We start from the raw sequence: 26607 nt of genomic DNA on the forward strand, positions 1-26607 counted from the left end.
TTAAATGTAAGCGTTCAAATTATATTAAAAAGATGCTTCGACTCCGCTCAGCATGACAGCTCTAATACTAACTGTTTTTATTAGCAATTAATTTATAGCGATGTCATGCTGAGCGGAGTCGAAGCATCTGGATTATTTGTTTACCACCGAATTAAACCGTAGGAATAATTTTCCCTGAAACGTCACCGAAACCTACTCTCACACCATCCTTTTCAGCCCATGCTTTCATCGTAACGGTATCGTTATCTTCAATGAACTTTCTTTCCTGACCATTGCTTAGCTGTAAAGGATTTTGTCCTCTCCATGTCAGTTCAAGCATAGATCCGAAAGATTTGGGATCGCTTCCTGAAATGGTTCCGCTGGCATACAGATCTCCAACTTCAACGTTGCATCCATTCACCGTGTGATGAGCAAGCTGCTGTGTCATATTCCAGTACATGAATTTATAATTACTTTCTGAAATCAGGTTTTCTTCACTGTTTTCTGGCTGGATGTATACTTCAAGGTTGATATCATAATTTTTATCACCTTCAAATTTCAAATAGTCTAAAACTTCAGGGTCCTGTTTTGGAGAAGCTGTTCTGAACGGTTCTAACGCCTCAAGGGTAACTACCCACGGAGAAATAGACGAACCGAAGTTCTTGGCAAGGAAAGGCCCCAGCGGAACATATTCCCAGGATTGGATATCTCTTGCGGACCAGTCATTGAAAATTACCATTCCGAAGATGGCGTCTTCAGCATCCTTTGTAGAAATACTTTCACCCATTTCCGTGTTTTTGTTAAGGATAAAAGCCATTTCCAGTTCAAAATCCAGCTGTTTGCTTGGTCCGAAAAGTGGTTTTTCCGCATCCGCAGGTTTTGTCTGGCCTTTCGGACGGTTAATTTCCGTTCCTGAAACTACTATGGATGATGCTCTTCCATGATAGCCTACCGGAAGATGTTTCCAGTTTGGAAGTAGGGCATTGGCCGGATCGCGGAACATTTTCCCAACGTTAGTGGCATGTTCAATGCTGCTGTAAAAATCCGTATAGTTCGGAATGTGTACGGGCATCATCATTTTTACCTTGTCAAGGTCATAGAAAGCATCTTCAATGGTTTTTTCGTCTTTTGACAAGGTGGAGCCTTCCTGAAGAAGTTCCTGGATTCTGGTACGTGCCGCATTGGTTACAGGTTTTCCCAGTTCAATAAATTCGTTGATGGTGTAAGCTTCAAAAACATTATCATCCAGTCCTTTAATATCTTCAAAATATCCAAGATCATAAAGGGTGGCAAGATCTACTACCTGATCACCGATCCTTGTACAGCATCCGATGTATTCTTTATTAAAAACTGCTACTCCGAAAGGAATATTATGTATAGAAAAGTCTGAATCTGAAGAATATTCTACAAATGATTTCATAATTTTTTTGGAATTAAATTAAAATGGTAAGATAACAAATCTATGAAGATCTGCCACCAATTCTGCGGGAATTATTTCTTTTTGGAATAAGAGGCCTCATCTATCCATCTGTCTTTTGTATTTACATCAATAAGATACAGGATATCATCCTGCCTGGTCAGGAGTAAAGTCTTGGTGACAGGCATCGGAACTTTTTTATTTTCAAGTTTATCTGCTCTCATGGAAAGTATATTTTTCTTCCTGATGATATCTCCTGTGAAAACGTTTGAGCTGCTTTCGCCGGTAGCTTTGTCATCAAATACTTCTACGTAGGTAGCTTCTTTTCCTTTTATAATAATAAAATCTCTTTCCGTATGATCTTCTGCATCCTTGATGAAGATGAACTTCTTGTTGTCTATATTTACATTTTCAAGATGCTGGTTGATGCCTTTTCTTTCTTCCAGACGATTAAGGATCTCATTAAGTGTTCCATACTGGGCTTTAAGGCCCAATGCTCCGAAAAATAAAATCCCGATTAAAATTTTTCTCATAAGTGTGCTTTTTAAAAAAAAGTTTTGCCAGGACTCTGCATCCTGACAAAACTTATTATTTTATATTTAAATTAAAGATTTCCTCTTCTTTCCTGCTCTCTTTCCAGTGCTTCGAACAATGCTTTGAAGTTTCCGGCACCAAAACTCTGTGCACCGTGTCTTTCAATGATCTCGAAGAATAGAGTAGGACGGTCTTCTACCGGCTTCGTGAAAATCTGAAGCAGGTATCCTTCTTCATCGTGATCAATAAGGATGCCTAAGTCTTGTAATTTCTTAATATCTTCATCAATATGGCCAACTCTTTCAGGAACCATATCGTAATAAGCCTCTGGTGGAGCGGAAAGGAACTCTACACCACGTTTTTTCAATTCGGTTACTGTGTGGATGATATCTTTTGTTGCTACCGCGATGTGCTGTACTCCTTCACCTTCATAGAAATCAAGATATTCTTCTACCTGGGATTTCTTTTTACCTTCTGCAGGCTCATTGATCGGGAATTTCGCATATCCGTTTCCGTTGGACATTACTTTAGACATCAGGGCAGAATATTCTGTATTGATCTGCTTGTCATCAAAAGAAAGGATGTTTACAAAGCCCATTACTTTTTCGTACCATTCTACTGTAGGAATCATCCTGTTCCAGTCTACATTCCCTACACAGTGGTCTACATATAATAAACCTGCGTCTTCAGGATTGTAATCGCTTTCCCATTTTTCGTATCCCGGCATGAAAGATCCTGTGTAATTTTTTCTTTCAACAAACATGTGAACGGTTTCTCCGTATGTATAGATTCCGGACATTCTTACTTCACCGTTTTCATCGGTTAAAGTTACAGGCTCCAAATAAGGCTTTCCACCTCTTTTGGTAGTTTCTTCAAAAGCTTTGTAAGCGTCATCTACCCAAAGTGCCAGAATTTTTACTCCGTCACCGTGTTTTTTTACGTGTTCGCTGACAGATGAATCGGATTTAAGCCCTGTTGTTAATACCAGTCTTATTTTCCCCTGCTGAAGAACATAAGAAGCACGGTCTCTTACTCCTGTTTCAGGACCTGCATAGGCTACAGACTGAAAACCGAAAGCGGTTTTGTAATAATGGGCAGCCTGTTTAGCATTTCCTACATAAAACTCAATGTAATCTGTACCGTTGATAGGTAAAAAATTCTCAGCTTGAGCAATTTTTTCGGCAAATGTAAGTGTTGACATATTTCTATTTTACTTTTATTTTTATGTATGCAAATTACGAAAATCTTAGAAATAGTGAAAACATTGAATCAGATTCCTTGGATATACTTAACATAAAGTTAAAGAAGAGTTCATTTAAGTATATTTAAGTTTCTTTATAATAAAATTGGATATCTACCTTTGGTATAGAAAGAACAAATGAAAAAAATATTTTCGAAAAAAGGGAAGCCGTAGAATTTTCTACGGCTTTCTCTATTATTTCAACTTATAATTTCCTGTTTAATCGGCCTGCGTCGGGATTATAATTATCCCATATTTTCCATATGTTATCTATTTTACGGATAAAATAAATTTGTGTATTGAGCTGATTTACAAAGTGTTCCTCGCCGGTTTCGCCTACTTTGAACAGGAGATTCCAGAATTCCTGTGCTTCCAGTATCTTTTTGTCGGGCTCATCAGTAACAAGATGAATGTCAAAAACCTCGTAATTTGAACGGTTGTTTTTAGTAACAAGCTGAAAGTCTCTTTCACACAGTTCCCTGCTGAATTCTGATGCTCTTTCTAAAAATGGAGAGCCGTCAAAAACCAGTTGTTTAAAAATTTCCGTTTTATGATCCGGAAAGTTTTTATAAAATTCAAATGCGGTGGCGCAATAATCATACACCATTTTAGTAAGAAATTCCAGATCTCCTTCCGTTGATTCTTTTTCCGGACTTTTTAATTTTAATGATTGTATATAGTCATTGAGGTCTTTATGGCCCAGAAAAATACAGATTTTATCCAGTGTTTTCAGGAATCTGAGGTCGTTATGGGTCTTATCCTGATAGTCATTTTCAAAAAAACGCTGTAAAGTAACGTGTGATATTGTATTTCCTATTTCAAATTTTTTTCCGCCTTTCAGTTCTTCAGCTTCAGACAGTTCATCTTTTATAATCTCAGAAAGAATAATATAATGGCTTCTTTTCCATTCACTCACATTCCCCAAAACAGAATTCTTTACTTTTGAATGCTTTTCAACTTCTTCTCTTATCGAATTATATATAGTTTTCAATTTCCCTTGGTTTTGAATGAGTTTATCAAAAACACTGCCAAAATGTTAAAGCTTTTTTAAGATTCGTCTTGTTTTTGTTATTAATTTGCAGACATCGGTTATTAAAAATATTCACAAACAAATAGTATGAAGATATTTTTTAGTGTTTAAATCGTTCATAAGCAGCTCTTTCCAACATTTCCCTGTCATCAGGATGAGCGATGCTGATGAGCTCTTGTGCCCTCTGGCGGAGATTTTTGCCATATAAATAAGCTGTGCCATATTCTGTCACAACGTAATGAATATGTCCCCTTGTTGTCACAACTCCGGCACCCTGTTTAAGAAAAGGAACGATCCTTGAGACCCCTTTTTTGGTTCTTGATGTAATGGCAATGATGGGTTTTCCATCTTCGCTTAAGGCAGCGCCTCTCATAAAGTCCATCTGGCCTCCGATTCCGCTGTATTGTAAAGTTCCGATGGAATCTGCACATACCTGTCCTGTAAGGTCAATTTCAATGGCAGAATTAATGGCTACCATTTTTTTATTCCTCATGATATTGATCGGAAAGTTCACATCACTTACATCTTTGAAGGCAAAAACAGTATTATCGTCCACATAATCATACAGTTTTCTTGTTCCGAAACAGAAGCTTGTAATGGTTTTGTTATCGTTATAGCCCTTATATTTGTTGTTGATTACGTCATTCTGGATCAGGTCTATAACGCCGTCACTCAGCATTTCTGTGTGAACTCCAAGATCTTTATGGTTGCTTAAACATTTGAGTACGGCATCAGGAATGGTTCCGATACCCATCTGTAATGTTGATTTGTCTTCAATAAGTTCAGCTACATTCTTTCCTACAAGCATTTCTTCAGGGCCTACTTTTGCACCGTAATCTACTGTCGGAAGCTCTTCTTCATGCCATACCAGTTTATGAATCCTGCTGATGTGGATCATTCCGTCTCCGTGTGTTCTCGGCATCAGAGGATTTACAACGGCAACAATAATTTTGGCAGTATCAACAGCAGCTCTTGCCACATCCACAGAGGTTCCCAATGTGCAGAACCCATGTTTGTCAGGTGGGGAAACTGTTACCAAAGCCACGTCCAGCGGCAGGATATTTTTTCTGAATAAAATAGGGATCTCGCTTAAGAAAACGGGAACAAAATCTCCCCTGTCAGAGTTCACAGCATCCCGCACTGGTGTAGACACGAATAATGAATTGACAAAGAAATTGTTCTTGTATTCAGGTTTTGCAATTTCTACGTTGCCTTGTTGGGTAATGGAAACCATTTCTACGTTTTCCAGACGGTGAGACTGTCTTGCCAGCTCATCAATAAGATAATTCGGAGTACATGCACTTCCGTGGAAAAATACGCGGTTTCCGCTTTTTACAGTATATATCGCTTCTTCTGCACTAATATAATTGTACATAATGAAATTTTTTTATGAGTGATTTTTTATTCCTGAGAACGGTCTTCCATGGTTTTATCTGATTCTTCCAGCCATGAAGTTTTATATGAAGGATCTTCCACTTTTAAGGCTTCTTCCGTAATTTTCAGCGGACGGAAAGGGTCTACCATTACGGCATATTCTTCGGTGAATTTTTTACCGATACTTCTTTCCATTGCTCCCGGATGAGGTCCGTGTACAATTCCTCCGGGGTGTAAAGTGAAATCCATTAAATCTATATGATTACGGCTCATAAAATCTCCTTCCGTATAGAATAAAACTTCATCGGAATCAATATTTGAGTGGTTATAAGGAGCCGGAATTGCTAAGGGATGATAATCGTACATTCTTGCACAGAATGAACATACCACAAAATTATGACCTTCAAAATTCTGGTGTACCGGAGGCGGTTGGTGAATTCTTCCGGTAATAGGTTCGAAGTTTTTAATATTGAATTTATAAGGATAAAAATATCCGTCCCAGCCTACCACATCAAAAGGATGCGTTGCATAAATGAAATCTGTGATCTGGTTTTCTTTTTTTACTTTAATTAAAAATTCTCCTTTTTCGTCTTTTGGTTCTTTGAAAACCGGTGCAATAATATCTCTTTCGCAGAAAGGTGAGTGTTCCAAAAGCTGCCCGAATTCATTTCTGTATCGTTTTGGAGTGTAAATAGGAGAGTGGCTTTCAAGCACAAAAAATACGGTATCGTCCGATTTCAGTTCTACCTGGTAGATAGTTCCTCTCGGAATAATAAGATAATCACCTGTTACAAATTCCAGGTCCCCTACAAATGTTTTCAGGATTCCTGTTCCCTGGTGAACATATAAAAGCTCATCGCATTCTGCATTTTTGTAGAAATAGTCCATAGACTTTATCGGCTTCGATAATCCCATTTTCAGGTCATTGTTCATCAGAAGGATTTTTCTGCTGTCCATGAAATCGTCCTCGGGGGTTACATTCATTCCCTTAAACATTCTCGGAGCCACATTTTTTTCTACGGCAATTTTTGGTGTTACGTCTTTGGCTGTTCCAATAGATTTAATCTGTGTAGGACGGTGTGTGTGGTATAATAATGAGGAAATTCCGTGAAAGCCTTCTGTTCCGAAGAGCTGTTCATAGTAAAATTTATCTTCCGGCGATTTGAAAATCGTGTGTCTTTTTTGTGGGATATTTCCCGCTTGATGATATCTCATTTTACTTTTATATGTAGTTTCTCAAATTTAATCATTTTTCGTGAATTGTTTCCAACAACATTTATCATGGTGTTTTGTAATTCAAAAATAATTGTTAGATTTGTCTAACAATTTTAATTTCATGAAGCGAATACTATTTTCTGTTACTTTTTTATCTTCTTTTTGTTTTTCTCAGGAAACAGACAGCCTGAATTTGCAGCAAACAGTAAAAACAGATTCCACATCAATGTCGAAAGCAAAAATTAAAACCAGTACCATTGAAGATGTTGTAATTACCGGAACCATAAAGCCTTTCAGCAGGTCAAAAAGTCCTGTGGCTGTAGAGGTTTACAGTCAGAAATTTTTTCAGAAAAATCCTACCCCAAGCATTTTTGAGGCCATAGCGATGGTAAACGGGGTTAAACCACAGCTCAACTGTTCAGTATGCAATACGGGTGATATCCATATCAACGGTCTGGAAGGTCCGTACACGATGATCCTCATTGATGGAATGCCTATTGTAAGCTCTCTTTCCACAGTATATGGCTTAAGCGGAATTCCCAATAGCCTTGTAGACAGGATTGAAGTGGTAAAAGGTCCCGCTTCTTCCATTTATGGTTCCGAGGCAATGGGTGGCGTAATCAATATTATTACCAAGAATGCATTAACCGCTCCTAAACTAAGCGTTGATGTAATGACAAGCTCCTGGAGCGAAAATAATCTTGATATTTCAACAAAGTTTAATGTCGGAAAGAATGCTGCCTCATTGTTGAGCTTAAATTATTTCAGTTTTAAAGAAAAAATAGATCAGAATAAGGATAATTTCACAGATGCAGCATTGCAGAGCAGGATTTCAGTTTTTAATAAATGGAATTTTAAGAGAAAGGAAAACCGACAGGCGAGTGTTGCACTGAGATATTTATATGAAGACCGTTTTGGCGGTGAGATGCAGTGGAACAGATCATACCGTGGAAGTGGTGATATATATGGCGAAAGTATTTATACGAACAGGGCAGAAGTATTCGGGCTGTATCAGTGGCCTTTAAAAGAATATATTGTTACCCAGTTTTCTTATAATTATCATGATCAGGATTCTTTTTATGGAAGTAACCCGTATAATGCGCTTCAGAAAGTGGCTTTTGCACAGACTTATTGGAGCAAAAAAGTGGGAAATCACGATCTTACAGGGGGAATTACCTTCAAAAGAACATTCTATGATGATAATACACCGGGAACACTATCTTCAGACGGAATCACCAATGCACCGATGAAGTCACCAATCTGGGGGGTCTTTGTACAGGATCAGTGGGAAATCAATGAAAAAAATACATTATTAGTAGGTTACAGATTTGATTACGACAAAATTCATCATGAAGTTCACTCACCGAGATTGGCGTGGAAATTTTCTCCGAACCCTTATCATACCTTACGGTTTAATTTTGGAACAGGGTTCAGGGTGGTAAACCTGTTTACAGAAGATCATGCTGCACTTACAGGCTCAAGGGAGGTAATGATTAAATCAGATCTGAAGCCTGAAAGATCAGTGAACGGAAACCTCAACTACATCTGGAAAATTCCGGTGGGAAACCGTTTGCTTCAGCTTGATGCATCTGCATTTTATACCTATTTCAGTAATAAGATCGTTGGTGACTTTGATTCCGATCCGGATAAAATTATCTATGATAACCTCCACGGATACGGAATTTCAAGGGGAGCTTCCCTCAATGTGGATTTCAGTTTTGGTTTTCCTTTGAGCGTTGGTTTAGGAGTAACCTATCTGGATGTTTACCAGAAATTTGATGGAGAAACTGAAAAATCACAACAGCTGCATGCACCGAAATGGAGCGGAACGTATAATCTTTCGTACAAATTTGTGAATGACCTGGCTATAGATTTTACAGGGCAATTGTATGGGCCAATGCGACTTCCGGTATTGCCAAATGATTACCGCCCGGAATACTCGCCTTTTTATTCCCTGGCTAACATTCAGGTTTCAAAAAGCTTCAAATCCGGTTTTGAGATCTACTGCGGGATTAAAAACGTTTTCAATTTTACCCCTAAAGATCCTCTCATGAGACCTTTTGACCCATTCGACAAATATGTAGATGATCCTAAAAACAATCCCAATCATTATACTTTTGATACAGCTTATGGGTACGCGCCGATGCAGAAGATCAGAGGTTTTCTGGGCGTAAAATATACTTTGAAATGAGAATTTTTATTTTATTTTTAATGTTGGTGCCCTGTTTTTGTCTGTCTCAGATGAAGACAGGCACTTTTTCCGATCTTGAAACGGTAATGAAAAAAGATCCGAAACCTGTTATTATCCACTTATATACAGATTGGTGTTCGGTCTGTAAAATGGAAAAGCATGCTTTGAATAAAGATAAGGAAATCGTTGACCTGATCAATGAAAATTTTTATATGGTTAATTTTGAAGCCGAAAAAACGAAAGAAAAAATACAGTTTCAGGGAAGGGAATTTGAGTATCTGCCGAATGGAAATACCGGAATCCATGAGCTGGCACTGGCTTTGTCTAAAAATAAAGATCAACCGGTTTATCCTTTATGGATTATTTTGGATAGGAACCTAAATTTGGTTTATTATCATGAAGGGCTGGTTATACCTGAAAAAATAAAGCAGAGACTTTTGGAAATTTCTGCTTTGTAGATGGTTTTTAATGTGTTTTCTTAAATAGTAAAATTATTTTTTCTGTTTTTACTCTCACAGATTTTGCAGATGGGGCAGATTTTTTTTAATTGTAAATCTGGAATTTTTTAATTTTTAAATCCTTCAATCTAATGTTCAGCATCAATAAGTACTGCAAGCTGAATGCATGGCTCATTTGAACGGTTGCTCCACGCATGATTGGTCCCTCTCTGAATAACTATGTCTCCGGGTTTGAGAAGCGTTTCGCCTTCTTCCATGATCAGGTAAAGCTCACCGGAAAGGATGATGATATAATCTAAAGTTTGTGTCTGGTGCATCATGGGATGAGGTTCTCCCGCTTTGAACTCTACTCCTAAATTTCTATCGGGCGGAATGGAAACGTAGCGGAAATAGGTTCCGTTTTTAGGAGTTTGCGGAAATCCTGTATTGGGTATGCTCATTTCTAGTTCCAGGCTTGCCGGCATTTTTTGCGTATTCCAGATGTCTGAAATAATCAGGCCCGGAAGATGTTCTACTGCATTTTCTGCCTGCTGGTCTTCAATAATGGCAGATTTTCCGTCTTTGATTCCTGTTACGATGCGTCTGGGTATTGTATTCATAGATTAATGTTTCATAATTAATTTGTGGCCTTGTGTCTGGTTGTTTTTCAGAATAGAGTGTGCTTTTAAGACTGTATCCAAGGAAAGATCTCCTACAATTTTGTAATTGGGTGGAGTGATGGTTCCGTTTTCAATAAGTTTTGAAATTTCTTCCAGGTTTTCTTTATAATAATGGTAATCTTTATTTATGCTGTAGGAATAATTGGAAATATTCATAATCACTGTTCCTTTATTGAAAAGGGTTTCATGGGCGTCTTTAGAGATCAAGGCGGTTACATCTGCGTAAGTACCGTTGATTTTTAAAACATTTGCAGTGACTTCAGACATATAGTTTCCGACAAGATCAATTCCGAAGTCGAAAAGTTTACTGTTATTAGTATTTAAAAGATTGTCCACAAGGTCTTCTTCTTTATAATTAATGATCTGATGATCTTTTAAGCCCAGTCCCAGAAGAATCTGCCTGTTTTCTTCACTTCCAACCGTGGCTGTAATGTTTTGAAAATGGTTGGCTATTAAAAATTTGATTACAAAGGAACCTACTCCGCCAGTTGCCCCGGTTACTAAAACGCTATCATTATCGTTCAGCTTTAAACGTTTAACGATCTGTCGTGCCGTAAGTCCGGCGGAAGGAATAGCTGCAGCCTGTTCAAAAGAAATATTTTGAGGCTTAAAGGCTACAATTGCTTCCGGAACGGCAATATATTCTGCATAAGTTCCGTTGCTTCCCATAGATCCGCTTCCGCAAAATACTTCGTCCCCAATATTGAACTGATTGGCGTTTGAACCTTTTTCTACCACAATACCTGATAATTCACGGCCTAAAATGGGTGAACTGACCAGTTTCCGTTCCAGTTCATTCTCAATCATCTGGTAATCGATCGGGTTGAAACCGCTGGCTTTAATCTGTATTAAAACTTCATGATCTTTTGGTATCGGTTTTTCTATTTCAGTATTTTCAAGCTGGAAATTTTTATTTAACACAATAGCTTTCATAAAAAGTAATTTGATGAACAAATGTAAAAAGAGAATAGTTTATATTTGCTACCAGTTAACTATTGGTAACCAGTTACCTTAATGAAACCATTATGGCAAAAATTACGGAAAACGGCATAGAAAGAGAGGCAAGCTGTACGGAAGAACTGTTTGCCATGCGCGACAGCCTGGATGTTTTGGGAGGAAAGTGGAAACTGATGATTCTGCGTTACCTTACCAACAGAACGGATCAGCAGATTCATTTTAAGAAACTGCAGCGGGGAATTGACGGAATTTCTGCCAAAATGCTCAGCAAAGAACTGAAAGAACTTGAGCTCAATCTTCTCATCACAAGAACAATTCAGGATACAAAGCCAATTACAGTAACCTATGCTGTTACAGAATATGGGAAATCAGTTTTACCGGTAACGGAAACATTGGTGAACTGGGGGATTATCCATCGGGAGAAGATCAAGGCATCGATGGGAGCAGAGAATTGAAAGATTAAAGGATTTAAAGATTTAAAAATTCCGAGTTTGCAATTAAAGAAACAACTTTATCTTTATTATGAGCCTTCAGATGAAATAATCTCAAAAGTATTCAACCCCAAAAAAATTTTGAGATTTGCTTCATCATGCCTGAACTGCATTTGCAGATCTGCAGTTTGTTCTTAACGGTAGTTCTTTATAAAATTATTTCAAAAGCACAGCAATTATTGCCAATATCGCAGGTAATGCCTGTACAAAAAATATCCTCTTTGTTGCAGAAACAGCCCCATAAATTCCGGCTACAGCTACACATCCCAAAAAGAACAGTGCAATATTATCCTGCCACTTCGGATCTTCAATTAAGAAAGACCAGATCAGTCCTGTAGCAAGAAAACCGTTATAAAGCCCCTGATTGGCAGCCAGACCTTTTGTAGGTTTAAACATTTCTGCCGGTAAAGCAGCTTTGAACACTTCTTTTCCTTTGGTTTCCCAGGCGAACATTTCCATCCACAGGATATAAATATGCTCCAGCGCAACGATGGCGATCAGAATTTTGGCAACGAGTTCCATTACTTAAATGTTTTTGATTTTGTAAAACTAAAAAAATAAAGTTAAGTTTGGTTACTTAATTGAAAAGATGAATACTTTCAAAGCACATTTAAATAAATTTATTACAGTTACAGATGAGGAGTATGCGTCCATATTTTCTTTTTTTGAGGAAATGGAAGTGAAGAAAAAGCAGAGCCTGATGCTTAGCGGGGATATCTGCAGATCAATGTATTTTGTCTCTGTGGGTTGTCTGAGAAAGTTTTTCGTCAACGAGAAAGGAACAGAACAAACCACCGAATTTGCGATAGAAAACTGGTGGATTACGGATACTTTTGCCTATGAAAGACAGATTCATTCAGATTTTTGTATCCAGGCAGTGGAGCGTTCCGTTATTCTTGTTATAGATCTTCAGCAGCAGGAACTTTTACTGCAGAAGCATCCTGTTATGGAGCGTTATTTCAGGATGATCTATCAGAGGGCTTATGCAGCTTCTGAAAGACGGATCCGTTATCTGTATGAAATGTCCAGGGAAGAATTATATGTCCATTTCAGTGAGCTGTATCCATGGTTTATCCAAAGGATTCCACAATATCTGATTGCTTCTTTCCTAAATCTTACTCCTGAATATCTGAGTGAAATAAGAGCAAAATTACGTTCTTAAACCAGTTTAAGATTTTTACCGTTTATAAATCGGACATTTGTCATGTTATTAAAAGCCAATATCATGACAGATAAAAATATTCAGTTCCCGCAGTTGTTTTTAAGACTTGCTCTTTCGGTGACCATGCTTTCTGCCGTGGCGGACAGATTTGGTTTCTGGGGAAAAGACTCTGCATGGGGGAACTGGGAGAATTTTGAAAATTATACCCAAAAACTCACCTTCTTTCTTCCGGAAAGCCTAAGTGTATTTTCTGCTTACACAGCTACTTTTTTTGAGATCCTTTTCCCTCTGATGCTTCTTGCAGGCTGGAAAACTAGGATTGCTGCCTGCGGAGCCGGATTTCTGCTACTTGTCTTTGCCCTGTCAATGACCATCGCATTAGGATGTAAAGCACCTTTGGATTATTCTGTCTGGGTGGGAAGTGCCGCAGCTTTTTTATTGGCAGTTCAGCCGAAATATTTATTCAGTATAGATCAATTAACCAACAAATTATAATATTATGAGCGCAAGATTAAATATTGCCAATGTAGATTCAGCTGCTTACAAAGCAATGCTTGGACTGGAAGGATACCTTCAGACCATTTCTTTAAACCATATTCAGAAAGAATTAATTAAGATCAGGGCTTCACAGATCAACAGATGTGCTTTCTGTCTCGATATGCACGCGAAAGATGCCCTTAAATACGGTGAAACAACTCAAAGGATTTTTATCCTTAACGGCTGGAGAGAAGCAAAAGATTTTTTCACGGAAGAAGAACAGGTACTTTTGGCTATGACAGAGGAAATTACCCTGATCAGCGATAAAGGCCTTACGGAAGAAACATTCCAGAAAGCAAAACAGTATTTTGATGATGCAAAAATAGCACAGATTATTATGGCTATTGTAACCATCAATGCATGGAACAGGATTGCAGTAAGCACCCATCTTGAAGTGCCGAAATAGTTTATTGCCTGAAAAAGTTATTTACACAAAGAGTCTTCAGTTTTGAAGACTCTTTCGTTTTTGTGATATGGATTTTATATTGATGAATAAATGATAGCAATGAAGTTTTATTTTTAATTTTTTTTCGTGATAAAGCTGTTTTAGTAGAAAATAAATCATTCAAATTTGAATTTTTTTAAATTAATTATTATACTATTCGTAACATTTTTGACATTTTTCTACTAACTGCATGAATCAATAAAAAAAATATGAAAAAAACAACTACAATTATTAAGGCTTTAGCCTTCACTTTATCTGTTGGTTTTGCTCCATTTGTTTTGGTAAATGCACAGGAGAAAAAAACGGAACTTTCTGTTAAAGATTTACCAAGAATTTCTACATCTTCAGCAATGGGGAATTTTTATGCAAGCTTTAACGGGCAGAACATTCCTACAGACTTCCTGATAACAAATTTGAAAAAATGGCTGGGAACTGACAGCAACCACACCTTTGAGTTGGTAACCGCCAAAACAGACGAGCTGGGAATAAAACATTCTGTCTTCCAGCATTATTACAAAAATGTAAAAGTAGCGGATGAATTGATACTGGTGCATGAAAAAGACGGGAAAGTTACCTATGTAAACGGGGAGTTAACACCGGATATTAACCTGGCCATCCAGCAACCGCTTACCAAAACGGAAGTTGAAAATATTGTGAATGCCGATCTGAGAATAAGTGATGTAACCTTTGCAGATTTTGGGCAGGTAATTACAAAAGTGTATGCCGGTAAAGGAGTGGATCTGCATTCGGTTTCCCAGATAGATGCCCTTTCCCTGAAAACTTTACAGGGTTATATGTATTATATAGATAACGGAACAAAGCAGATTGTAAAGAAATCAGAAAAAATACACCGTCATAACATAACCCCTGTTATTAACAATATTTCAACTGGTAAGCCTGCTGCAGGAATTACATCTGTGGTCAGTCCTTTTCTGGACACTTCTTCTACAAGTGCTACCTATTATAAAGGAAATCAGCAAATTACTGTAGATTCTTACAACGGAGCCTTCCGTTTAAAGGATAATGCAAGGAATGTACATACGCTTGACGGAACGGGATGGGATGGTAGCGGAAGCGCTGCTTCAGGGTTGTCAGGTACAATTAATGAATATACCAACAGTACGGCCAACTATACGGCAGCAGCTACTAAACCTGCTGCGGAAGTACACTGGGCAATGGAGAAGGCACATGATTATTACGTAAGCAGACATAACAGGAACTCTTACGATGGCAGCGGATCTATTATAAGAAACTATTATAATATTAATTTTAATAGAAATGCCACTACCGGTGCGGGACAAACACCAATTGACGGGACTAATGCAGCAGCAATTGATCAGCAGGGAATTGTAGCAATGGTCTATGGCAGCGGTTTATATCAGGGGCAATCAGGATATTTTGGTCCTATTGTAGGGATAGATGTGGCAGGGCACGAATATTCACACTTAATGGTCAGCAGAACAGCTAACCTTACCTATGAGGCCGAATCCGGAGCTCTGAACGAATCTTTTGCAGATATATTTGGTACAGCTATAGAGTTTTATTCCAATGTAAACCCGAACTGGACTATTGCCGAAGGAATTCCAAATGCAGGACTTGGTGCCACTTATTTCAGAAATATGGCCAATCCTAATGCGGGCGCAAATCAGATTGGAGGGCAGCAGCCTGATACGTATCAGGGGACTAATTGGGCAAGTACAGCACCTCCGTACACCCAGACAAATGATCATGGAGGGGTGCATAAAAACAGTGGAGTAGGAAACTATTGGTTTTACCTGCTTTCCCAGGGAGGATCAGGGACTAATGATAACGGAACGGCATTCAATGTTACAGGAATTACCATACAGAAAGCGGAAAAAATTGCGTTCAGAACTTTAACTACTTATCTTACGGCAAACAGTGGCTATATTAATGCTTACGACCAGTCCAAGCAGGCCGCTATTGATCTGTATGGTGCCAATTCCAACGAACTGCAGCAGGTAGAAAATGCATGGTGTGCTGTAGGGCTGGGTAACTGTGCCAAGCTGTTAGCTGTTGATGAAACCATTAAATCTGATCTTCAGAATATTAAAATTTATCCTAATCCGGCTAGTAACGGACAGTTTACTATTGAATCTACACTTAAAGGAAGTGCAGATTATGAAATATATGATCTATCAGGGAAACTGATAAAATCGGCTGAAAAACTGGAAAAAGGAATCAACAGGGTAAACGGCAGCGGAATACAGGCAGGAGTTTATTTAATAAAAATAAATGCAGATGGAAATGTTATTTCGAAAAAAATCGTTGTTAAATAACTACATTTAAATAGGTATTATAAAATCCGGCAGAACATAGTTCTGCCGGATTTATATTTTAGGACATTTACAAATTGTTCTATACCTTCTGAGAATAAAACGTATTATTTTTTAAGTTCCTTTAGAATTGCCTCACCAACACTTTTTGCCGATTGGGGATTTTGTCCTGTAATAACTCTCTGGTCAGCTACCACATGGTTTTGCCAAAGGCCTGATTTTTCAAATTTGGCTCCTCTTTCCTTCAATTTATTTTCAAGAAGGAAAGGAACTACATCCGTAAGCTTTACTTCAGCTTCTTCCTCATTAGTGAATGCATTGATCTTTTTGCCATCTACAAGATATTTTCCGTTATTAAGTTTGATGTTTACAAGACCGGCCGGGCCGTGGCATACTCCAGCTACAATACCTCCGTTTTCATAGATTTTTGAAGCAATACCTGCTAATTCCGTATTATCGGCAAAATCCCACATCGCTCCGTGACCTCCTGCATAGAAAATAGTGCTGTAATCGGCTGGGTTTACCTGGGAAGGCTGTAAAGAATGGTCAATCTTGTTTTTATATTCTGTATTTTCCCAGAATTCCTTGTTTACAGGATCTTTTAAATCAAATCCGTCTACCGGAGGTGTTCCGCCTTTCGGGCTTACAAAATCAATTTCGTATCCGGCTTTGTGAAGCACTTCCCATGGATGGGAAACCTCTCCCAAATAATATCCTGTATCTTCACCGGTATTTCCTTTTTTGTCGTGGCTTGTTACCACAAATAAAATTTTCTTTTTCATATGTTTAGATTTTTTTTGGTGTTGTGCCTGAACAAATCCTATTGCAAACAGGGCTAAAAATAAAAATGCTAATTTTTTCATAGTAAGATGTGAGTAGTATAAATTTGAGGTTTCTCCTGTAATTTTTCATCAACAATAGCGCCAAAAGCCTGAATATAGGGCTGCTGATTGTGCTGTGCGAGTCCTTCTTCTGTTTTCCAGATCTCATAGAAAGTGAACTGGTTCTTATCTTCAATTCCCTGGTGAAGGCTGTACAGCTCGCATGCGTCCTCTTTTCTGGTTTCTTTTACCATGTTCTGAAGAATGTCCAGTACTTCTTCCCGGTTTTCTTCTTTGGCTTTTATAATTGCTGTAAGATAAATTTTCATAATTAAATAAATTTTTCAATTGATGTATGTTGGGGATTCCAGCCCAGTTCTGCTTTTGCTTTGTCAGAATTACATAAACTGTTGGATGCAAATCCGAAATATCCGCCTGCCGGACCAAATGTATTCACTGCTTCCTGTATGCTTACGGACTGTGCCGGCTGTAAATTATATTGTCTGCTTATATTTTCTGCCAGGTTCCTGATGGTTGAAGATCCGTTTTCCGCATAATACAGTGAACCCGCTTTTGCTTTTTCCAATGCAAGAACATACAGATCTGCCAGGTCTTCAATGTGAAGGTTTGACCATATATTTTCACCTTTTCCGAAATAAACCCCGAATCCTTTTTCTTTAGAAAAATTAATTAAGGCGGGAAGCTGGATACTGTCTTTTTTCAGGCCGAGACCGTTGCCGTATACCATTGTGGGTACAATAACAATGCTTCTTATGTTTTTTTTGGCAGACTGAAGTACATAATTATTAATCAGTACGCGGGAAGCCATTTCCAGTCTTGGGCTCAGGGGAATGTCTTCGGTGTGAACAAAATCATTCTTCTCTCCATTTTCTTTTCCTCCGAAAATAGCAGAGCCTGAAGTGAAAATAAATGTTTTGCCGCTTCCTTCCAGTGCATTGATGAAGCTGTCTGCAGCATAGGCATCATCAGCAGAATCTGCAGTGTGGATAATAATGTCAGCATTAGAAATGGCTACATTTAAAACAGTTTCATCATGTATATTTCCTATAATGGATTCAATTCCCAGCTGCTGTAACTTTTCTGCTGCGGCTGCATTACGGACAAGTCCTGCTACACTGTAGTCTTTCTCCAATAATTTCTTTGCAACAGTACCACCGATATAACCGGTAATTCCTGTTATAAATACTCTTTTCATTACACTAATTGCGGTTTAAGTTCTTTTTCGAAAACATTTTCAAGATGCTCTCTGTAAAGTTTCATATCACGCTCTATATCAGCATTTTTTTCTACATCATGAAAGTGAAAACTTTCCATTTTTTCTAAAGAGACAAAGGCATTCATTCTATGGAACCCGAATAATGGTCCATTATCTACACTTGTTTCATTGAAGAATTCTCCCGGAAGTGTAAAAGCGGTTTCAGGTGCGTTCCAGCTTGTGGTTACCATATATTTTCTCCCTCCCAGCATTCCTCCGGTTCCGTAATTGATTTTCGGGTTTTCTGCGTTTCTTCCGTCACTCATGTAAATTCCTTTGGCATGACCGGCTGTGAAAACTTCGTCAATATATTTTTTAAAACCATTAGGAAGCTGGAACCACCAGATAGGAGTGTGGTAGATGATATAATCTGCCCATACAAATTTCTTAACCTCTTCATCCTTATCGAAGCCCTCTGCAATTTGTGTGGTTTTTACCTCGATATTTTCAAATTTTTTAAGTACTTCTAATGTATTTTCTGCAATCGTGTTATTATATTTTCCTCCGGAATGTCCGAAATTTTGTCCTCCGTTAATGATCAATACTTTTTTCATTTTATGATTGTTTAAATTTTATGATGCAAAGTTACTTCGTGTTGTTGTATAATAAAAATAGGATAAATTATAACTAACTATCAGAATAATGATAGATAGTGATTGTAATAGGAATTATGAATTGCAATTGTTGTAAATAGTGAATAGTAAAGATGAAACTGTCAATCAGAGATTCACCATTCATCTTTTAAACATCAGTATTATAATTATTTTGTAATTTTGTATCAGAATATTTATAATTAAAGTTATGGTGAATTTAGAATGGTACCGCACTTTTAAAGCAATATATAAAACCGGAACACTGACGGGTGCAGCAGATTCCCTGTTTATTTCCCAACCCGGCGTAAGTTTACATTTAAGTTCACTGGAAGCTTATGTAGGCTATAAGTTATTTGACAGGACCGGCAGGAAAATGATACCTACTGAAAGGGGGAAGGTTTTATTTAATGCTGTGGCTGAACCGCTGTCCAAGCTGGAAGACGTGGAGAAGAATTTTCAGAAATCTACGGAAAAGCTGACTCCTACCATCAGTGTAGGAATGTGTTTTGAAACATTTCAGACTACCCTGGAGCAATATGTTTCTACTTTGCCTTTCAATCTGATTATCAGTTTCGGGGAATATCCTGAAATGCTGGATCAGCTTGATAAAGGAATTCTGGATCTGATTATTACCCCTAAAAAAGGAGTATCGCCTAACATAGAACATGAGGCATTTTCTTCAGAACAGATCATTCTTGTAGGCGGAAAAGAGGTAGATACCGAAAGTTTCCTTAAAACTCTTAAAATAAAAGGAATTGAACATGCCGAAGAATGGCTGAAGCAGGAAAAATGGTACGGAACAACGGGCGATATGGAGCATCTTTTTCAGTTCTGGATCATGAATTTCGGTCATAAGCCGAATTTCCGCCCCAATTATATCGTCCCTAATTTAAATTCAATTATCCGTTGCCTGAAAGGGGGAACCGGGCTGGCTGTTATTCCGAATTTCCTTTGTAAAAATGAAATAGAGAGCGGTGAAGTTAAACTGATCTGGGAAGGCGAGAAAAAACTTGAAAATACATTGTATTTCGGTTGCAGAAAAAAAACAAACTACCAATCCGAGATCGACCATATTAAAGGGTTATTCAGAAAGGTGATGAACAAGATGTAATTTCCGGCTGAAGACCTAATTATCAAGATTTTTAAACCAGAGATAAATATCTTCTTCAGTAGGGATATTCAGCTTTTTTCTCAGTCTGTTCTTCCTGGTCTGTATAGACTGATGCTGAACAAAGGTATATTCTGCGATATCTTTGGAAGAAAAATTAAGAAACAGTAAAGCGCAGAATTTCAGCTCACTGGTTTTTAACTGTGGATCTATCTGCAGTAATTTCTTTATGATGTTGGGATATACCTCCTGAAACCTTGCCAGAAAACTTGGAGAATTATTTTTTGCCAGTTCAACGACTTCATCGAAGGCCGTGTTCAGCTGTTGCTTCAATTCAGCGGTTTCCTTTTCTTTAATAACTATATTGCTGATAATTTTTCCTTTTTCTTTTTGATGTCTGTATCTTAAAATAATCAGAACCGTAAATAATATCAGCAGTGCGGCTAGGCTCCAGTATAACAGAGATCTTTTTTCGGATTTTAACGGCTTTTCATTTTGTTCAATTAATTTATTGATGGGAGCGGCTATATTTGATTTTTCTACCCTGGATATACTGTCATTTAAGATCGTATATTTTGTTAAATATTTTTGTGCACTGTCCTGTTTTGCTGTTTTACTGTAAGTCTCATACAGTAAACGATATAAATCCCTTAACATATCCGGAGTTTTTTTAGCTACAGGGAGCTGCATTGCTTTTTTATAGTTGTCTACAGCAATATCGTATTCTTTTTTTGCAAAATTAATTTCTCCGGTTAATCTGGTAGCTGTATATTGGTTAAATTCACTCTTGCTGTCTTTATTGTATGACTCGTATTTTTGCAGATAGTAAGTTGCGGAATCCATTTTGGATTGGGCGAATTTACTGTTGACAACACTAAGAGTTACTATATTTAATAGAGCATTCAGCTTGACATTTTTATTTTTTAACGTATTTATATTTTTATAGGCATTCATATAATAAACAGCCGCTGAATCTATTTGTTTTAACTCATTATAAACATCCCCCATATTGTTTTGAGAAGCACTTACTGAAAAAACACGGCTATCCTCATCCTTTATTTTTAATGCGGTTGCCTTCATTTTTCTATATTGCTCAATAGCTTCCTGGAAAAGACCTAAGCTGAGGTAAATATTTCCGAATTCCCTGAGAATTGTGCTTTGCAATTCATAATCGGTAGACGTATATTTTTCTTTTTCTGCAATATCAAGATAAGCCATACTTTTTTTGTACTCTTTGTTAAAAGAAGAGACTATAGCAAGGCGGACGTTGCCGGTAGCAATACCTTTAGAATAATTAATTTTTCTGGATGCTTCAATAATGGCTGTATTTTCTTTTATATACTCCTCCGGTTTACCCTGTGCATACAACATAGTGGTAGATTCCAGCCAATTATCAATATCCTGAGTAGTTTTTTGTTGAGAAATAGCTGTAATGGAATAGAATAGAAAGAAGAAAATTAAATATTTCATTACTTTGCCTTTGGTTTGTGAAGTAAATATAAATAAAATAATACCATTGAATTTTATAAAATGAAATAAAATATAATATAATGGATCAGATGTAAAATAGCTATCTAATGCTCAGAAAAGAGATGGGAAAGAATAACCACATCGCGCATCTGTATTCCGTTTTCATAAACCGGAGATGGGTGATTGTTGATAGCTTCAACAGTTTCATCAGCAAGCAGCAGCAATTCATACGGAATATCTCCCCGGAGCTGATCCTATTAAAAACAAAATTTTCCATTTACAGACTCATATGGATAAGCGGATAATCTTTTCCTGAACCGTCTTTTTCCGATCTTCCAGTCTTTTTAAATCCCATTTTTTCATAAAACCCGACAGCCTGAGTATTCTGTTCGTTAACATCTACTTTGGTAAGGCCTGTAGTCTCCTTCATAAATTCGTACAGCCTTTTGCCATAACCTTTTCCGCGCATATCATTATGAATGAAAAGCATCTCCAGATTACCCTCAGCTACAGAAGCAAAACCTGCTGCCTTTCCGTTCTCTGAAATAAGGTAAACTTCCAGGTTGGGCAGATAATCTCGTGGTATAATTTCTTTAAAATAATTGAAATCCTCTTCAGAAAGAAAATTATGGGTGGCTTTTACAGCAGATTCCCAGATCTCCATAATTCCTGGATAATCTTCCGTATTGGCTGGCCTGATTGAATGTGGCATTAGGTAAGGTTTCTTACAAAAATAAGGAAAATCGGGGATTGAGTCTTAAAATTCCAGATGAAGGGCAATAAATAATCATTAATTTCAAAGAGTGTTATATCATTTAAATCTCTTACTTACCGTTACAACATATGGCCTTCAAACTTTATTTTTTACTTATTAAAAAAGAATTTCATATTGAAGCGAATTCTTCTTATAATAAATATGAATAATTGGAAAATAGAAATAAAAACGGTAAAAATGGTAAGCCGGATTTCCAATTTTTTATCGCAAATTTGTTAAGCTTTAAAAATTAAATTAAAGAATTATGCAAAAGAAAACATATACAGGACAGCCTGTAGTGACATTAAATAATGGATTGGATATTCCGGCTTTGGGCTTTGGAGTATGGCAGATGGAAGATATGAAAGAGTGTGAAAACGCTGTAATCAAAGCTATTCAGACCGGGTACAGGATGATTGATACAGCTTCTATCTACCTTAATGAAACAGCAGTAGGAGACGGGGTGAAAAACAGCGGGGTAAGCAGGGATGAACTGTTTATCACATCAAAACTCTGGGTTCAGGATCATGGATATGAGAAAGCAAAAAGTGCATTCCAGAGAACTCTGGACAGATTACAGATGGATTACCTGGATATGTATCTTCTTCACTGGCCTTTCGGAGATTTCCTGGGAGCCTGGAAAGCATTGGAAGAACTTTACCGTGAAGGAAAAATAAAAGCTATCGGAGTATGTAACTTTACTGTTGAGAAACTGGAAGAATTGAAAGCCAATTCAACTGTTCCTCCGGTGATTAACCAGATCGAGCTTCACCCGGTTTTCCAGCAGAAAGAACTTCAGGTGTACGACAGGGAAAATAATATCATAACACAGCCCTGGAGCCCGCTTGGGAACGGAAATGCAGATCTTTTAAGCAATTCCCTGTTAAAAGCTGTTGCTGAAAAATATAATAAAACAGTTGCTCAGGTAATTTTAAGATGGCACCTGCAGGAAGGCTTCTGTGTAATCCCAAAATCCGTGACACCTTCCAGAATTGAAGAAAACTTTAATGTTTTTGATTTCGAGCTGACTGAAGAAGAAATGAATACCGTTCGTTCTTTAGATACAGGAAAAAGACTGTTTTTTGATCCGAAAGATCCAGAATGGGAACAGAAAATGCTGAAATCTGTAGCAGATATTTAATAAATTGCCTTATAGCTTACACCAATCAAGGGCGGAAAATAAATCCGTGTTTATTTGTGTAATCTGTGAGGCTGTAATTGAAACTCAAAACCATGACTGCCGAACAATTCACAGAAAAGCTTTCCTCTTTCATTAACGAAAAAGAGATTGATAAAGTAGAAAAATTTTTTAAAGGGAATGATGGAATCACTAAACATTTCGGAGTAAAATTCGGGGATGTATTCAAAATTGCCAAAGAGTTTTCAGCCATGCCTTTGGATGAGGTGAACAAACTGCTGGACAGTGATTTCTATGAAATCAGAATGGGAGCGGTAAGCATCATGGATTTTCAGGCAGGAAATAAAAAAACCTCTGCAGAAAAGAAAAAAGAGCTTTTCAATTTGTATATGCTTCGTCATGACCGTCTGAATAACTGGGATTTTGTAGACAGAGCAGCAAGAAATATTGTCGGTGAATATTTAATTGACAAACCACGGAATATATTATATCAGCTGGCAAAATCTGAAAGTCCCTGGGAAAGAAGAACAGCCATAGTAAGTACGCATGCTTTTATCAGAAAGAATGATACAGATGATACTTTTGCCATTGCCGAAATCCTGGTTCATGATTCCGATGGATTGGTGAACAAGGCTGTAGGAAGCTGGGTGAGAGAAGCCGGAAAGAAAAATCCTGAAAGGCTGTATCATTTTCTTGACCAATATATAAAAACTATGCCTGCAGTAACATTTTCTTATGCAACAGAAAAATTGGATACAGAAAAAAAGAAATATTATAAAGAACAAAGGAAGCGATAATGGCTTCCTTTTTTATGAATTTTAAATCAATACAATATGTTTTGGCCGGATACCATCAGTAAAATTTTAAATACAAAATATCCTGTAATTCAGGCTCCGATGTTTGGGGTAAGCACTCCTCAGATGACGGCAGCTGCTGCACAAGCGGAATGTCTGGGATCATTGGCTTTAGCTGATCTCTCTGCGGATAAATGCGCTGAGCTGATCAGGAATACTAAAAAACTCACGGACAAGCCTTTTGCAGTTAATATCTTTGTGCATCATATTCCGGAGCTGACAGACGCTTTGAGAGAAAAATTTGTTAAAGCTAAACAGTTTATCACCCGGCTGGCCGGAGAAAATCATATAGAAGTTAATCTGCCGGATCTTGAAGAGATAAAAGTGAGCAGCTATCATGAGCAACTAGAGGTCATTATTGAAGAAGGCTGTAAAATACTAAGTTTTACTTTCGGGAATCTGGATGATACAAGTATCCGGAAGCTGAAAGAGAATGGGGTAGTACTTATCGGGACATGCACTTCATTAGAAGAAGCATTAATCCTGGAAAAATCGGGGATTGATATAATTTGTGTCCAGGGAATTGAGGCTGGAGGCCACCGGGGAAGCTTTGAAGCTGAAAATATTCCGCAGATTGGCGGTTTTTCTCTGCTGTCAGGGGTTTATGATCATGTACATGTTCCGTTGATCTATGCAGGCGGTATTTATAACGCGAAAACCTTGCAGGCTGCAGGAAAACTTGGAGCGCAGGGATTCCAGGTCGGAAGCATGCTGCTGGCATCACAGGAAAGCGCGATGCACCCTTTCGAAAAAGAAAAGCTTAAAAGTGTATCAGAAAAAGATATTGTATTGACCCGAAGCTTTTCAGGGCGTTATGCCAGGGGAATTGCAAATAAATATATCCGGACGATAGACAATTCAGAGTATATTTTACCCTATCCTTACCAAAATAAACTGACCAATGAACTAAGACGTATTTCTAAAACCTTATATAATACAGATTTTGTAAGTATTTGGGCAGGACAGTCAATTCATCATTACAGTGAACTTTCTACAGTTGATATTTTAAACAATCTTATTCTTGAAACTGAATCTTGAATAAGCAAAGTATTTTTTTTTCAACATAAATTTTAACTTTCCTTTTTATTTTTTACCCGGACTCTGCATTTTGGGGAATAACTTGTTACTTTTTCCGGCATTTATGTAAGATAACGGGCAAACCAGAATGCTGTGTGGTACAGTCATTATAAAAATTGACCGTAAATCGAGAAACAGAAGCAATAAAAAGTTTTAGTATTAAGGTATATATCAAGTATTTAACATGAGTGCATCACACTCGCCAATAAGCTGATATACGTTTATATACTCGTGAGTATTTATGAGTGTGTTTTTTTTGTGGTACCAGGGAACAATAAGGATAAATTTGCTGTTTTATTAAACTATCTGGTTGAAAAGAAATTGTATAATACATACACAAATGAGGCTAAACGCAATTTCCGGACAGGTAGGTATTAATACTTTACACTATGGCTTTGAAAAAAAAATTTTTTTCTTCAAAATTTTTACAATTATCAGGATTTATTTCTTCATGGGGGATCAATGAAAATACGAACGAATCTGAAAAGAACTTCACAGTACTGATTAATCAATATTTGGTACTGCTTTTCATTATTTTTTTCTTTCACAGTATTTCTATTATTGTATTTTTAGGAATAACACCGGATAGTATTTTTTTGGGATGCATCTCTTTTTTCTGGATAGGATCAATGCTGTTAAAAGAATATAGAAAAAATAAAAAGGTAATTATCTGTACTTTTATCTTTCTGTGTCTGGTTATTACCTATTATTCTTCGCTCTGCGGACAGGAAAGCGGTGTCTTTTTGTTCTATTTTTCGCTAATATCAGCGCTGCCCTTTTTTTTTGAGATCAAAACAGAAAAAAAAATCATTTATTCTATCGCTTGTTTCGTTCTTGTGCTTCTGTATATCACAGTAATATATGATTTTCAGTTAGTTGATAAGAATTCCTTGATCGTTGCTGAGAAATATGAAAAAAAACTAATGCTCCTGAATGTAACTTTCAGCATATTGGTTTTTGTTGTGGATTATTATTTTATAGAAAGGAAAAGGTTGATTGTTTCCATGCTTCGGTCTGAAAATGAATATAATATTAATACAATTAAAACATTACAGACAGAAAACGAACGGCTGCTGAAGAACCAGTTTATAGTAAACAATCTCACAGAAGACAATATTGATGAGATTATGAAGCTTGCCCAAAAGGATGACCCTTTCTTTTTAGATAAATTTCAGTTCTTCTTTCCTGATTTTTTTTCCAGACTGGATGCCGAGACAAAGCTTATTTTATCTGATCAGCGGTTGTGTGCAATGATGAGGCTGAATTTAGATACCAAGCAGATAGCCACCTATACCAATACCACAATAAAATCCGTAGAAAGCAAAAAATACAGATTAAGAAAAAAACTGAATATTCCTTCTGATGTAGAAATAACTCAGTGGATATTAAGGATTTAAATAAAATGCCTTGTGTACTCATTTAGGCTCACTTATGTGAGTTTTTACCCTTGCGAGTGTTTATGAGAGTTCTTTTTTTTGGAAAAAGAATGGATTAAAGGAGATTTTTGTATCTACTTTAAAACACACTGACATA

At 37.2% G+C, this 26607-nt stretch carries 27 protein-coding genes; 12 read left to right on the forward strand and 15 right to left on the reverse strand.

The annotated features are described in order from the left end of the window. Window positions 1-151: 151 nt before the first annotated feature. From fahA to HNP36_RS00375, 6 genes are all read right to left on the reverse strand, one after another. Window positions 152-1399 carry a fumarylacetoacetase gene (gene fahA / locus HNP36_RS00350; protein WP_184161961.1) on the reverse strand — a complete coding sequence of 416 codons (1248 nt, stop codon included), beginning with the start codon at window positions 1397-1399 and terminating at the stop codon, window positions 152-154. Window positions 1400-1470: 71 nt separating this feature from the next. Beyond that, the gene (locus tag HNP36_RS00355) at window positions 1471-1929 is read right to left on the reverse strand and encodes a hypothetical protein (RefSeq protein WP_184161958.1); all 459 of its coding nucleotides are present in this window, start codon (window positions 1927-1929) and stop codon (window positions 1471-1473) included. A gap of 71 nt (window positions 1930-2000) precedes the next feature. After that, window positions 2001-3131 carry a 4-hydroxyphenylpyruvate dioxygenase gene (gene hppD / locus HNP36_RS00360; RefSeq protein WP_184161955.1) on the reverse strand — a complete coding sequence of 377 codons (1131 nt, stop codon included), beginning with the start codon at window positions 3129-3131 and terminating at the stop codon, window positions 2001-2003. A 244-nt stretch (window positions 3132-3375) separates the two neighbouring features. After that, window positions 3376-4161 carry a hypothetical protein gene (locus tag HNP36_RS00365; RefSeq protein ID WP_184161952.1) on the reverse strand — a complete coding sequence of 262 codons (786 nt, stop codon included), beginning with the start codon at window positions 4159-4161 and terminating at the stop codon, window positions 3376-3378. A 139-nt stretch (window positions 4162-4300) separates the two neighbouring features. Next, window positions 4301-5575 carry an acetyl-CoA hydrolase/transferase family protein gene (locus tag HNP36_RS00370; protein ID WP_184161949.1) on the reverse strand — a complete coding sequence of 425 codons (1275 nt, stop codon included), beginning with the start codon at window positions 5573-5575 and terminating at the stop codon, window positions 4301-4303. 26 nt (window positions 5576-5601) lie between these two features. Further along, window positions 5602-6789: a homogentisate 1,2-dioxygenase gene (locus HNP36_RS00375; protein WP_184161946.1), complete on the reverse strand. Its 1188-nt coding sequence runs from the start codon at window positions 6787-6789 to the stop codon at window positions 5602-5604. 121 nt (window positions 6790-6910) lie between these two features. Here HNP36_RS00375 and HNP36_RS00380 point away from each other — a divergent pair, with 121 nt between their 5' ends. Together HNP36_RS00380 and HNP36_RS00385 are read left to right on the forward strand one after the other, a co-directional pair. Next, window positions 6911-8980 carry a TonB-dependent receptor plug domain-containing protein gene (locus tag HNP36_RS00380; protein ID WP_184161943.1) on the forward strand — a complete coding sequence of 690 codons (2070 nt, stop codon included), beginning with the start codon at window positions 6911-6913 and terminating at the stop codon, window positions 8978-8980. A 50-nt stretch (window positions 8981-9030) separates the two neighbouring features. Further along, complete coding sequence (locus HNP36_RS00385) at window positions 9031-9438, forward strand: thioredoxin family protein (RefSeq protein ID WP_228456192.1); 408 nt, start codon at window positions 9031-9033, stop codon at window positions 9436-9438. 128 nt (window positions 9439-9566) lie between these two features. On the opposite strand, the gene HNP36_RS00390 is transcribed toward HNP36_RS00385, so the two are convergent. Together HNP36_RS00390 and HNP36_RS00395 are read right to left on the reverse strand one after the other, a co-directional pair. Beyond that, window positions 9567-10037: a cupin domain-containing protein gene (locus HNP36_RS00390; RefSeq protein ID WP_184161937.1), complete on the reverse strand. Its 471-nt coding sequence runs from the start codon at window positions 10035-10037 to the stop codon at window positions 9567-9569. A gap of 3 nt (window positions 10038-10040) precedes the next feature. Continuing rightward, window positions 10041-11030 carry an NADP-dependent oxidoreductase gene (locus HNP36_RS00395; RefSeq protein ID WP_184161933.1) on the reverse strand — a complete coding sequence of 330 codons (990 nt, stop codon included), beginning with the start codon at window positions 11028-11030 and terminating at the stop codon, window positions 10041-10043. A 92-nt stretch (window positions 11031-11122) separates the two neighbouring features. On the opposite strand from HNP36_RS00395, the gene HNP36_RS00400 reads away from it, so the two are divergent. Then, complete coding sequence (locus HNP36_RS00400) at window positions 11123-11509, forward strand: winged helix-turn-helix transcriptional regulator (protein WP_184161930.1); 387 nt, start codon at window positions 11123-11125, stop codon at window positions 11507-11509. 192 nt (window positions 11510-11701) lie between these two features. On the opposite strand, the gene HNP36_RS00405 is transcribed toward HNP36_RS00400, so the two are convergent. Continuing rightward, on the reverse strand, window positions 11702-12067 hold the full coding sequence (locus tag HNP36_RS00405) for a DUF1304 domain-containing protein (RefSeq protein ID WP_184161927.1): 366 nt from the start codon (window positions 12065-12067) through the stop codon (window positions 11702-11704). Window positions 12068-12134: 67 nt separating this feature from the next. On the opposite strand from HNP36_RS00405, the gene HNP36_RS00410 reads away from it, so the two are divergent. The 4 genes from HNP36_RS00410 (at window position 12135) to HNP36_RS00425 (ending at window position 15986) form a co-directional block, all read left to right on the forward strand. Beyond that, complete coding sequence (locus HNP36_RS00410) at window positions 12135-12707, forward strand: Crp/Fnr family transcriptional regulator (RefSeq protein WP_184161924.1); 573 nt, start codon at window positions 12135-12137, stop codon at window positions 12705-12707. A gap of 42 nt (window positions 12708-12749) precedes the next feature. Then, window positions 12750-13202: a DoxX family protein gene (locus tag HNP36_RS00415; RefSeq protein ID WP_184161921.1), complete on the forward strand. Its 453-nt coding sequence runs from the start codon at window positions 12750-12752 to the stop codon at window positions 13200-13202. 4 nt (window positions 13203-13206) lie between these two features. After that, window positions 13207-13650, forward strand: a complete 444-nt coding sequence (locus tag HNP36_RS00420) for a carboxymuconolactone decarboxylase family protein (RefSeq protein ID WP_184161918.1) — start codon at window positions 13207-13209, stop codon at window positions 13648-13650. Window positions 13651-13898: 248 nt separating this feature from the next. Next, window positions 13899-15986, forward strand: coding sequence for a M4 family metallopeptidase (locus tag HNP36_RS00425; protein WP_184161915.1), 2088 nt, complete (start codon window positions 13899-13901; stop codon window positions 15984-15986). 104 nt (window positions 15987-16090) lie between these two features. Here HNP36_RS00425 and HNP36_RS00430 read toward each other — a convergent pair whose 3' ends face one another. From HNP36_RS00430 to HNP36_RS00445, 4 genes are all read right to left on the reverse strand, one after another. Beyond that, window positions 16091-16765, reverse strand: coding sequence for a type 1 glutamine amidotransferase domain-containing protein (locus HNP36_RS00430; RefSeq protein ID WP_184161912.1), 675 nt, complete (start codon window positions 16763-16765; stop codon window positions 16091-16093). A 77-nt stretch (window positions 16766-16842) separates the two neighbouring features. After that, a complete protein-coding gene (locus tag HNP36_RS00435) occupies window positions 16843-17133 on the reverse strand; it encodes a putative quinol monooxygenase (protein WP_184161909.1) in 291 nt (96 codons plus the stop codon). 2 nt (window positions 17134-17135) lie between these two features. Continuing rightward, the gene (locus tag HNP36_RS00440) at window positions 17136-18020 is read right to left on the reverse strand and encodes an NAD-dependent epimerase/dehydratase family protein (RefSeq protein WP_184161906.1); all 885 of its coding nucleotides are present in this window, start codon (window positions 18018-18020) and stop codon (window positions 17136-17138) included. Continuing rightward, a complete protein-coding gene (locus tag HNP36_RS00445) occupies window positions 18020-18634 on the reverse strand; it encodes an NAD(P)H-dependent oxidoreductase (RefSeq protein ID WP_184161903.1) in 615 nt (204 codons plus the stop codon). The genes HNP36_RS00440 and HNP36_RS00445 overlap by 1 nt, the downstream gene beginning before the upstream one ends. A 247-nt stretch (window positions 18635-18881) precedes the next feature. Between HNP36_RS00445 and HNP36_RS00450 the strand changes: the two genes are divergently transcribed. Then, window positions 18882-19784 (forward strand): LysR family transcriptional regulator, encoded by a 903-nt coding sequence (locus tag HNP36_RS00450; RefSeq protein ID WP_184161900.1) that lies wholly within the window; start codon window positions 18882-18884, stop codon window positions 19782-19784. A 15-nt stretch (window positions 19785-19799) separates the two neighbouring features. Here HNP36_RS00450 and HNP36_RS00455 read toward each other — a convergent pair whose 3' ends face one another. Both HNP36_RS00455 and HNP36_RS00460 read right to left on the reverse strand, forming a co-directional pair. Continuing rightward, window positions 19800-21251: a tetratricopeptide repeat protein gene (locus HNP36_RS00455; protein WP_184161897.1), complete on the reverse strand. Its 1452-nt coding sequence runs from the start codon at window positions 21249-21251 to the stop codon at window positions 19800-19802. 277 nt (window positions 21252-21528) lie between these two features. Further along, a complete protein-coding gene (locus HNP36_RS00460) occupies window positions 21529-21963 on the reverse strand; it encodes a GNAT family N-acetyltransferase (RefSeq protein WP_184161894.1) in 435 nt (144 codons plus the stop codon). Between the two features lie 307 nt (window positions 21964-22270). On the opposite strand from HNP36_RS00460, the gene HNP36_RS00465 reads away from it, so the two are divergent. The 4 genes from HNP36_RS00465 (at window position 22271) to HNP36_RS00480 (ending at window position 26471) form a co-directional block, all read left to right on the forward strand. Beyond that, a complete protein-coding gene (locus HNP36_RS00465; RefSeq protein ID WP_184161890.1) occupies window positions 22271-23146 on the forward strand; it encodes an aldo/keto reductase in 876 nt (291 codons plus the stop codon). 92 nt (window positions 23147-23238) lie between these two features. Next, a complete protein-coding gene (locus tag HNP36_RS00470) occupies window positions 23239-23940 on the forward strand; it encodes a DNA alkylation repair protein (RefSeq protein WP_184161887.1) in 702 nt (233 codons plus the stop codon). A gap of 36 nt (window positions 23941-23976) precedes the next feature. Beyond that, entirely contained in the window at window positions 23977-25035 is a 1059-nt protein-coding gene (locus HNP36_RS00475) for an NAD(P)H-dependent flavin oxidoreductase (RefSeq protein ID WP_184161883.1), read from the forward strand. A 428-nt stretch (window positions 25036-25463) separates the two neighbouring features. Beyond that, complete coding sequence (locus tag HNP36_RS00480) at window positions 25464-26471, forward strand: helix-turn-helix transcriptional regulator (RefSeq protein WP_184161879.1); 1008 nt, start codon at window positions 25464-25466, stop codon at window positions 26469-26471. The last annotated feature ends 136 nt before the right edge of the window (window positions 26472-26607 follow it).

It is taken from the genome of Chryseobacterium shigense (assembly GCF_014207845.1).
In the GTDB taxonomy this organism is placed as follows: domain Bacteria; phylum Bacteroidota; class Bacteroidia; order Flavobacteriales; family Weeksellaceae; genus Chryseobacterium; species Chryseobacterium shigense_A.

Coding starts and splice junctions, on each gene's coding strand:
- HNP36_RS00420 (WP_184161918.1), top strand. CDS start 13,207: ATGAGCGCAAGATTAAATATTGCCAATGTAGATTCAGCTGCTTACAAA.
- HNP36_RS00405 (WP_184161927.1), bottom strand. CDS start 12,067: ATGGAACTCGTTGCCAAAATTCTGATCGCCATCGTTGCGCTGGAGCAT.
- HNP36_RS00395 (WP_184161933.1), bottom strand. CDS start 11,030: ATGAAAGCTATTGTGTTAAATAAAAATTTCCAGCTTGAAAATACTGAA.
- HNP36_RS00435 (WP_184161909.1), bottom strand. CDS start 17,133: ATGAAAATTTATCTTACAGCAATTATAAAAGCCAAAGAAGAAAACCGG.
- HNP36_RS00450 (WP_184161900.1), top strand. CDS start 18,882: ATGGTGAATTTAGAATGGTACCGCACTTTTAAAGCAATATATAAAACC.
- HNP36_RS00480 (WP_184161879.1), top strand. CDS start 25,464: ATGGCTTTGAAAAAAAAATTTTTTTCTTCAAAATTTTTACAATTATCA.
- HNP36_RS00370 (WP_184161949.1), bottom strand. CDS start 5,575: ATGTACAATTATATTAGTGCAGAAGAAGCGATATATACTGTAAAAAGC.
- HNP36_RS00445 (WP_184161903.1), bottom strand. CDS start 18,634: ATGAAAAAAGTATTGATCATTAACGGAGGACAAAATTTCGGACATTCC.
- HNP36_RS00400 (WP_184161930.1), top strand. CDS start 11,123: ATGGCAAAAATTACGGAAAACGGCATAGAAAGAGAGGCAAGCTGTACG.
- HNP36_RS00460 (WP_184161894.1), bottom strand. CDS start 21,963: ATGCCACATTCAATCAGGCCAGCCAATACGGAAGATTATCCAGGAATT.
- HNP36_RS00455 (WP_184161897.1), bottom strand. CDS start 21,251: ATGAAATATTTAATTTTCTTCTTTCTATTCTATTCCATTACAGCTATT.
- HNP36_RS00425 (WP_184161915.1), top strand. CDS start 13,899: ATGAAAAAAACAACTACAATTATTAAGGCTTTAGCCTTCACTTTATCT.
- hppD (WP_184161955.1), bottom strand. CDS start 3,131: ATGTCAACACTTACATTTGCCGAAAAAATTGCTCAAGCTGAGAATTTT.
- fahA (WP_184161961.1), bottom strand. CDS start 1,399: ATGAAATCATTTGTAGAATATTCTTCAGATTCAGACTTTTCTATACAT.
- HNP36_RS00465 (WP_184161890.1), top strand. CDS start 22,271: ATGCAAAAGAAAACATATACAGGACAGCCTGTAGTGACATTAAATAAT.
- HNP36_RS00390 (WP_184161937.1), bottom strand. CDS start 10,037: ATGAATACAATACCCAGACGCATCGTAACAGGAATCAAAGACGGAAAA.
- HNP36_RS00475 (WP_184161883.1), top strand. CDS start 23,977: ATGTTTTGGCCGGATACCATCAGTAAAATTTTAAATACAAAATATCCT.
- HNP36_RS00430 (WP_184161912.1), bottom strand. CDS start 16,765: ATGAAAAAGAAAATTTTATTTGTGGTAACAAGCCACGACAAAAAAGGA.
- HNP36_RS00355 (WP_184161958.1), bottom strand. CDS start 1,929: ATGAGAAAAATTTTAATCGGGATTTTATTTTTCGGAGCATTGGGCCTT.
- HNP36_RS00375 (WP_184161946.1), bottom strand. CDS start 6,789: ATGAGATATCATCAAGCGGGAAATATCCCACAAAAAAGACACACGATT.
- HNP36_RS00470 (WP_184161887.1), top strand. CDS start 23,239: ATGACTGCCGAACAATTCACAGAAAAGCTTTCCTCTTTCATTAACGAA.
- HNP36_RS00415 (WP_184161921.1), top strand. CDS start 12,750: ATGTTATTAAAAGCCAATATCATGACAGATAAAAATATTCAGTTCCCG.
- HNP36_RS00380 (WP_184161943.1), top strand. CDS start 6,911: ATGAAGCGAATACTATTTTCTGTTACTTTTTTATCTTCTTTTTGTTTT.
- HNP36_RS00410 (WP_184161924.1), top strand. CDS start 12,135: ATGAATACTTTCAAAGCACATTTAAATAAATTTATTACAGTTACAGAT.
- HNP36_RS00440 (WP_184161906.1), bottom strand. CDS start 18,020: ATGAAAAGAGTATTTATAACAGGAATTACCGGTTATATCGGTGGTACT.
- HNP36_RS00385 (WP_228456192.1), top strand. CDS start 9,031: ATGAAGACAGGCACTTTTTCCGATCTTGAAACGGTAATGAAAAAAGAT.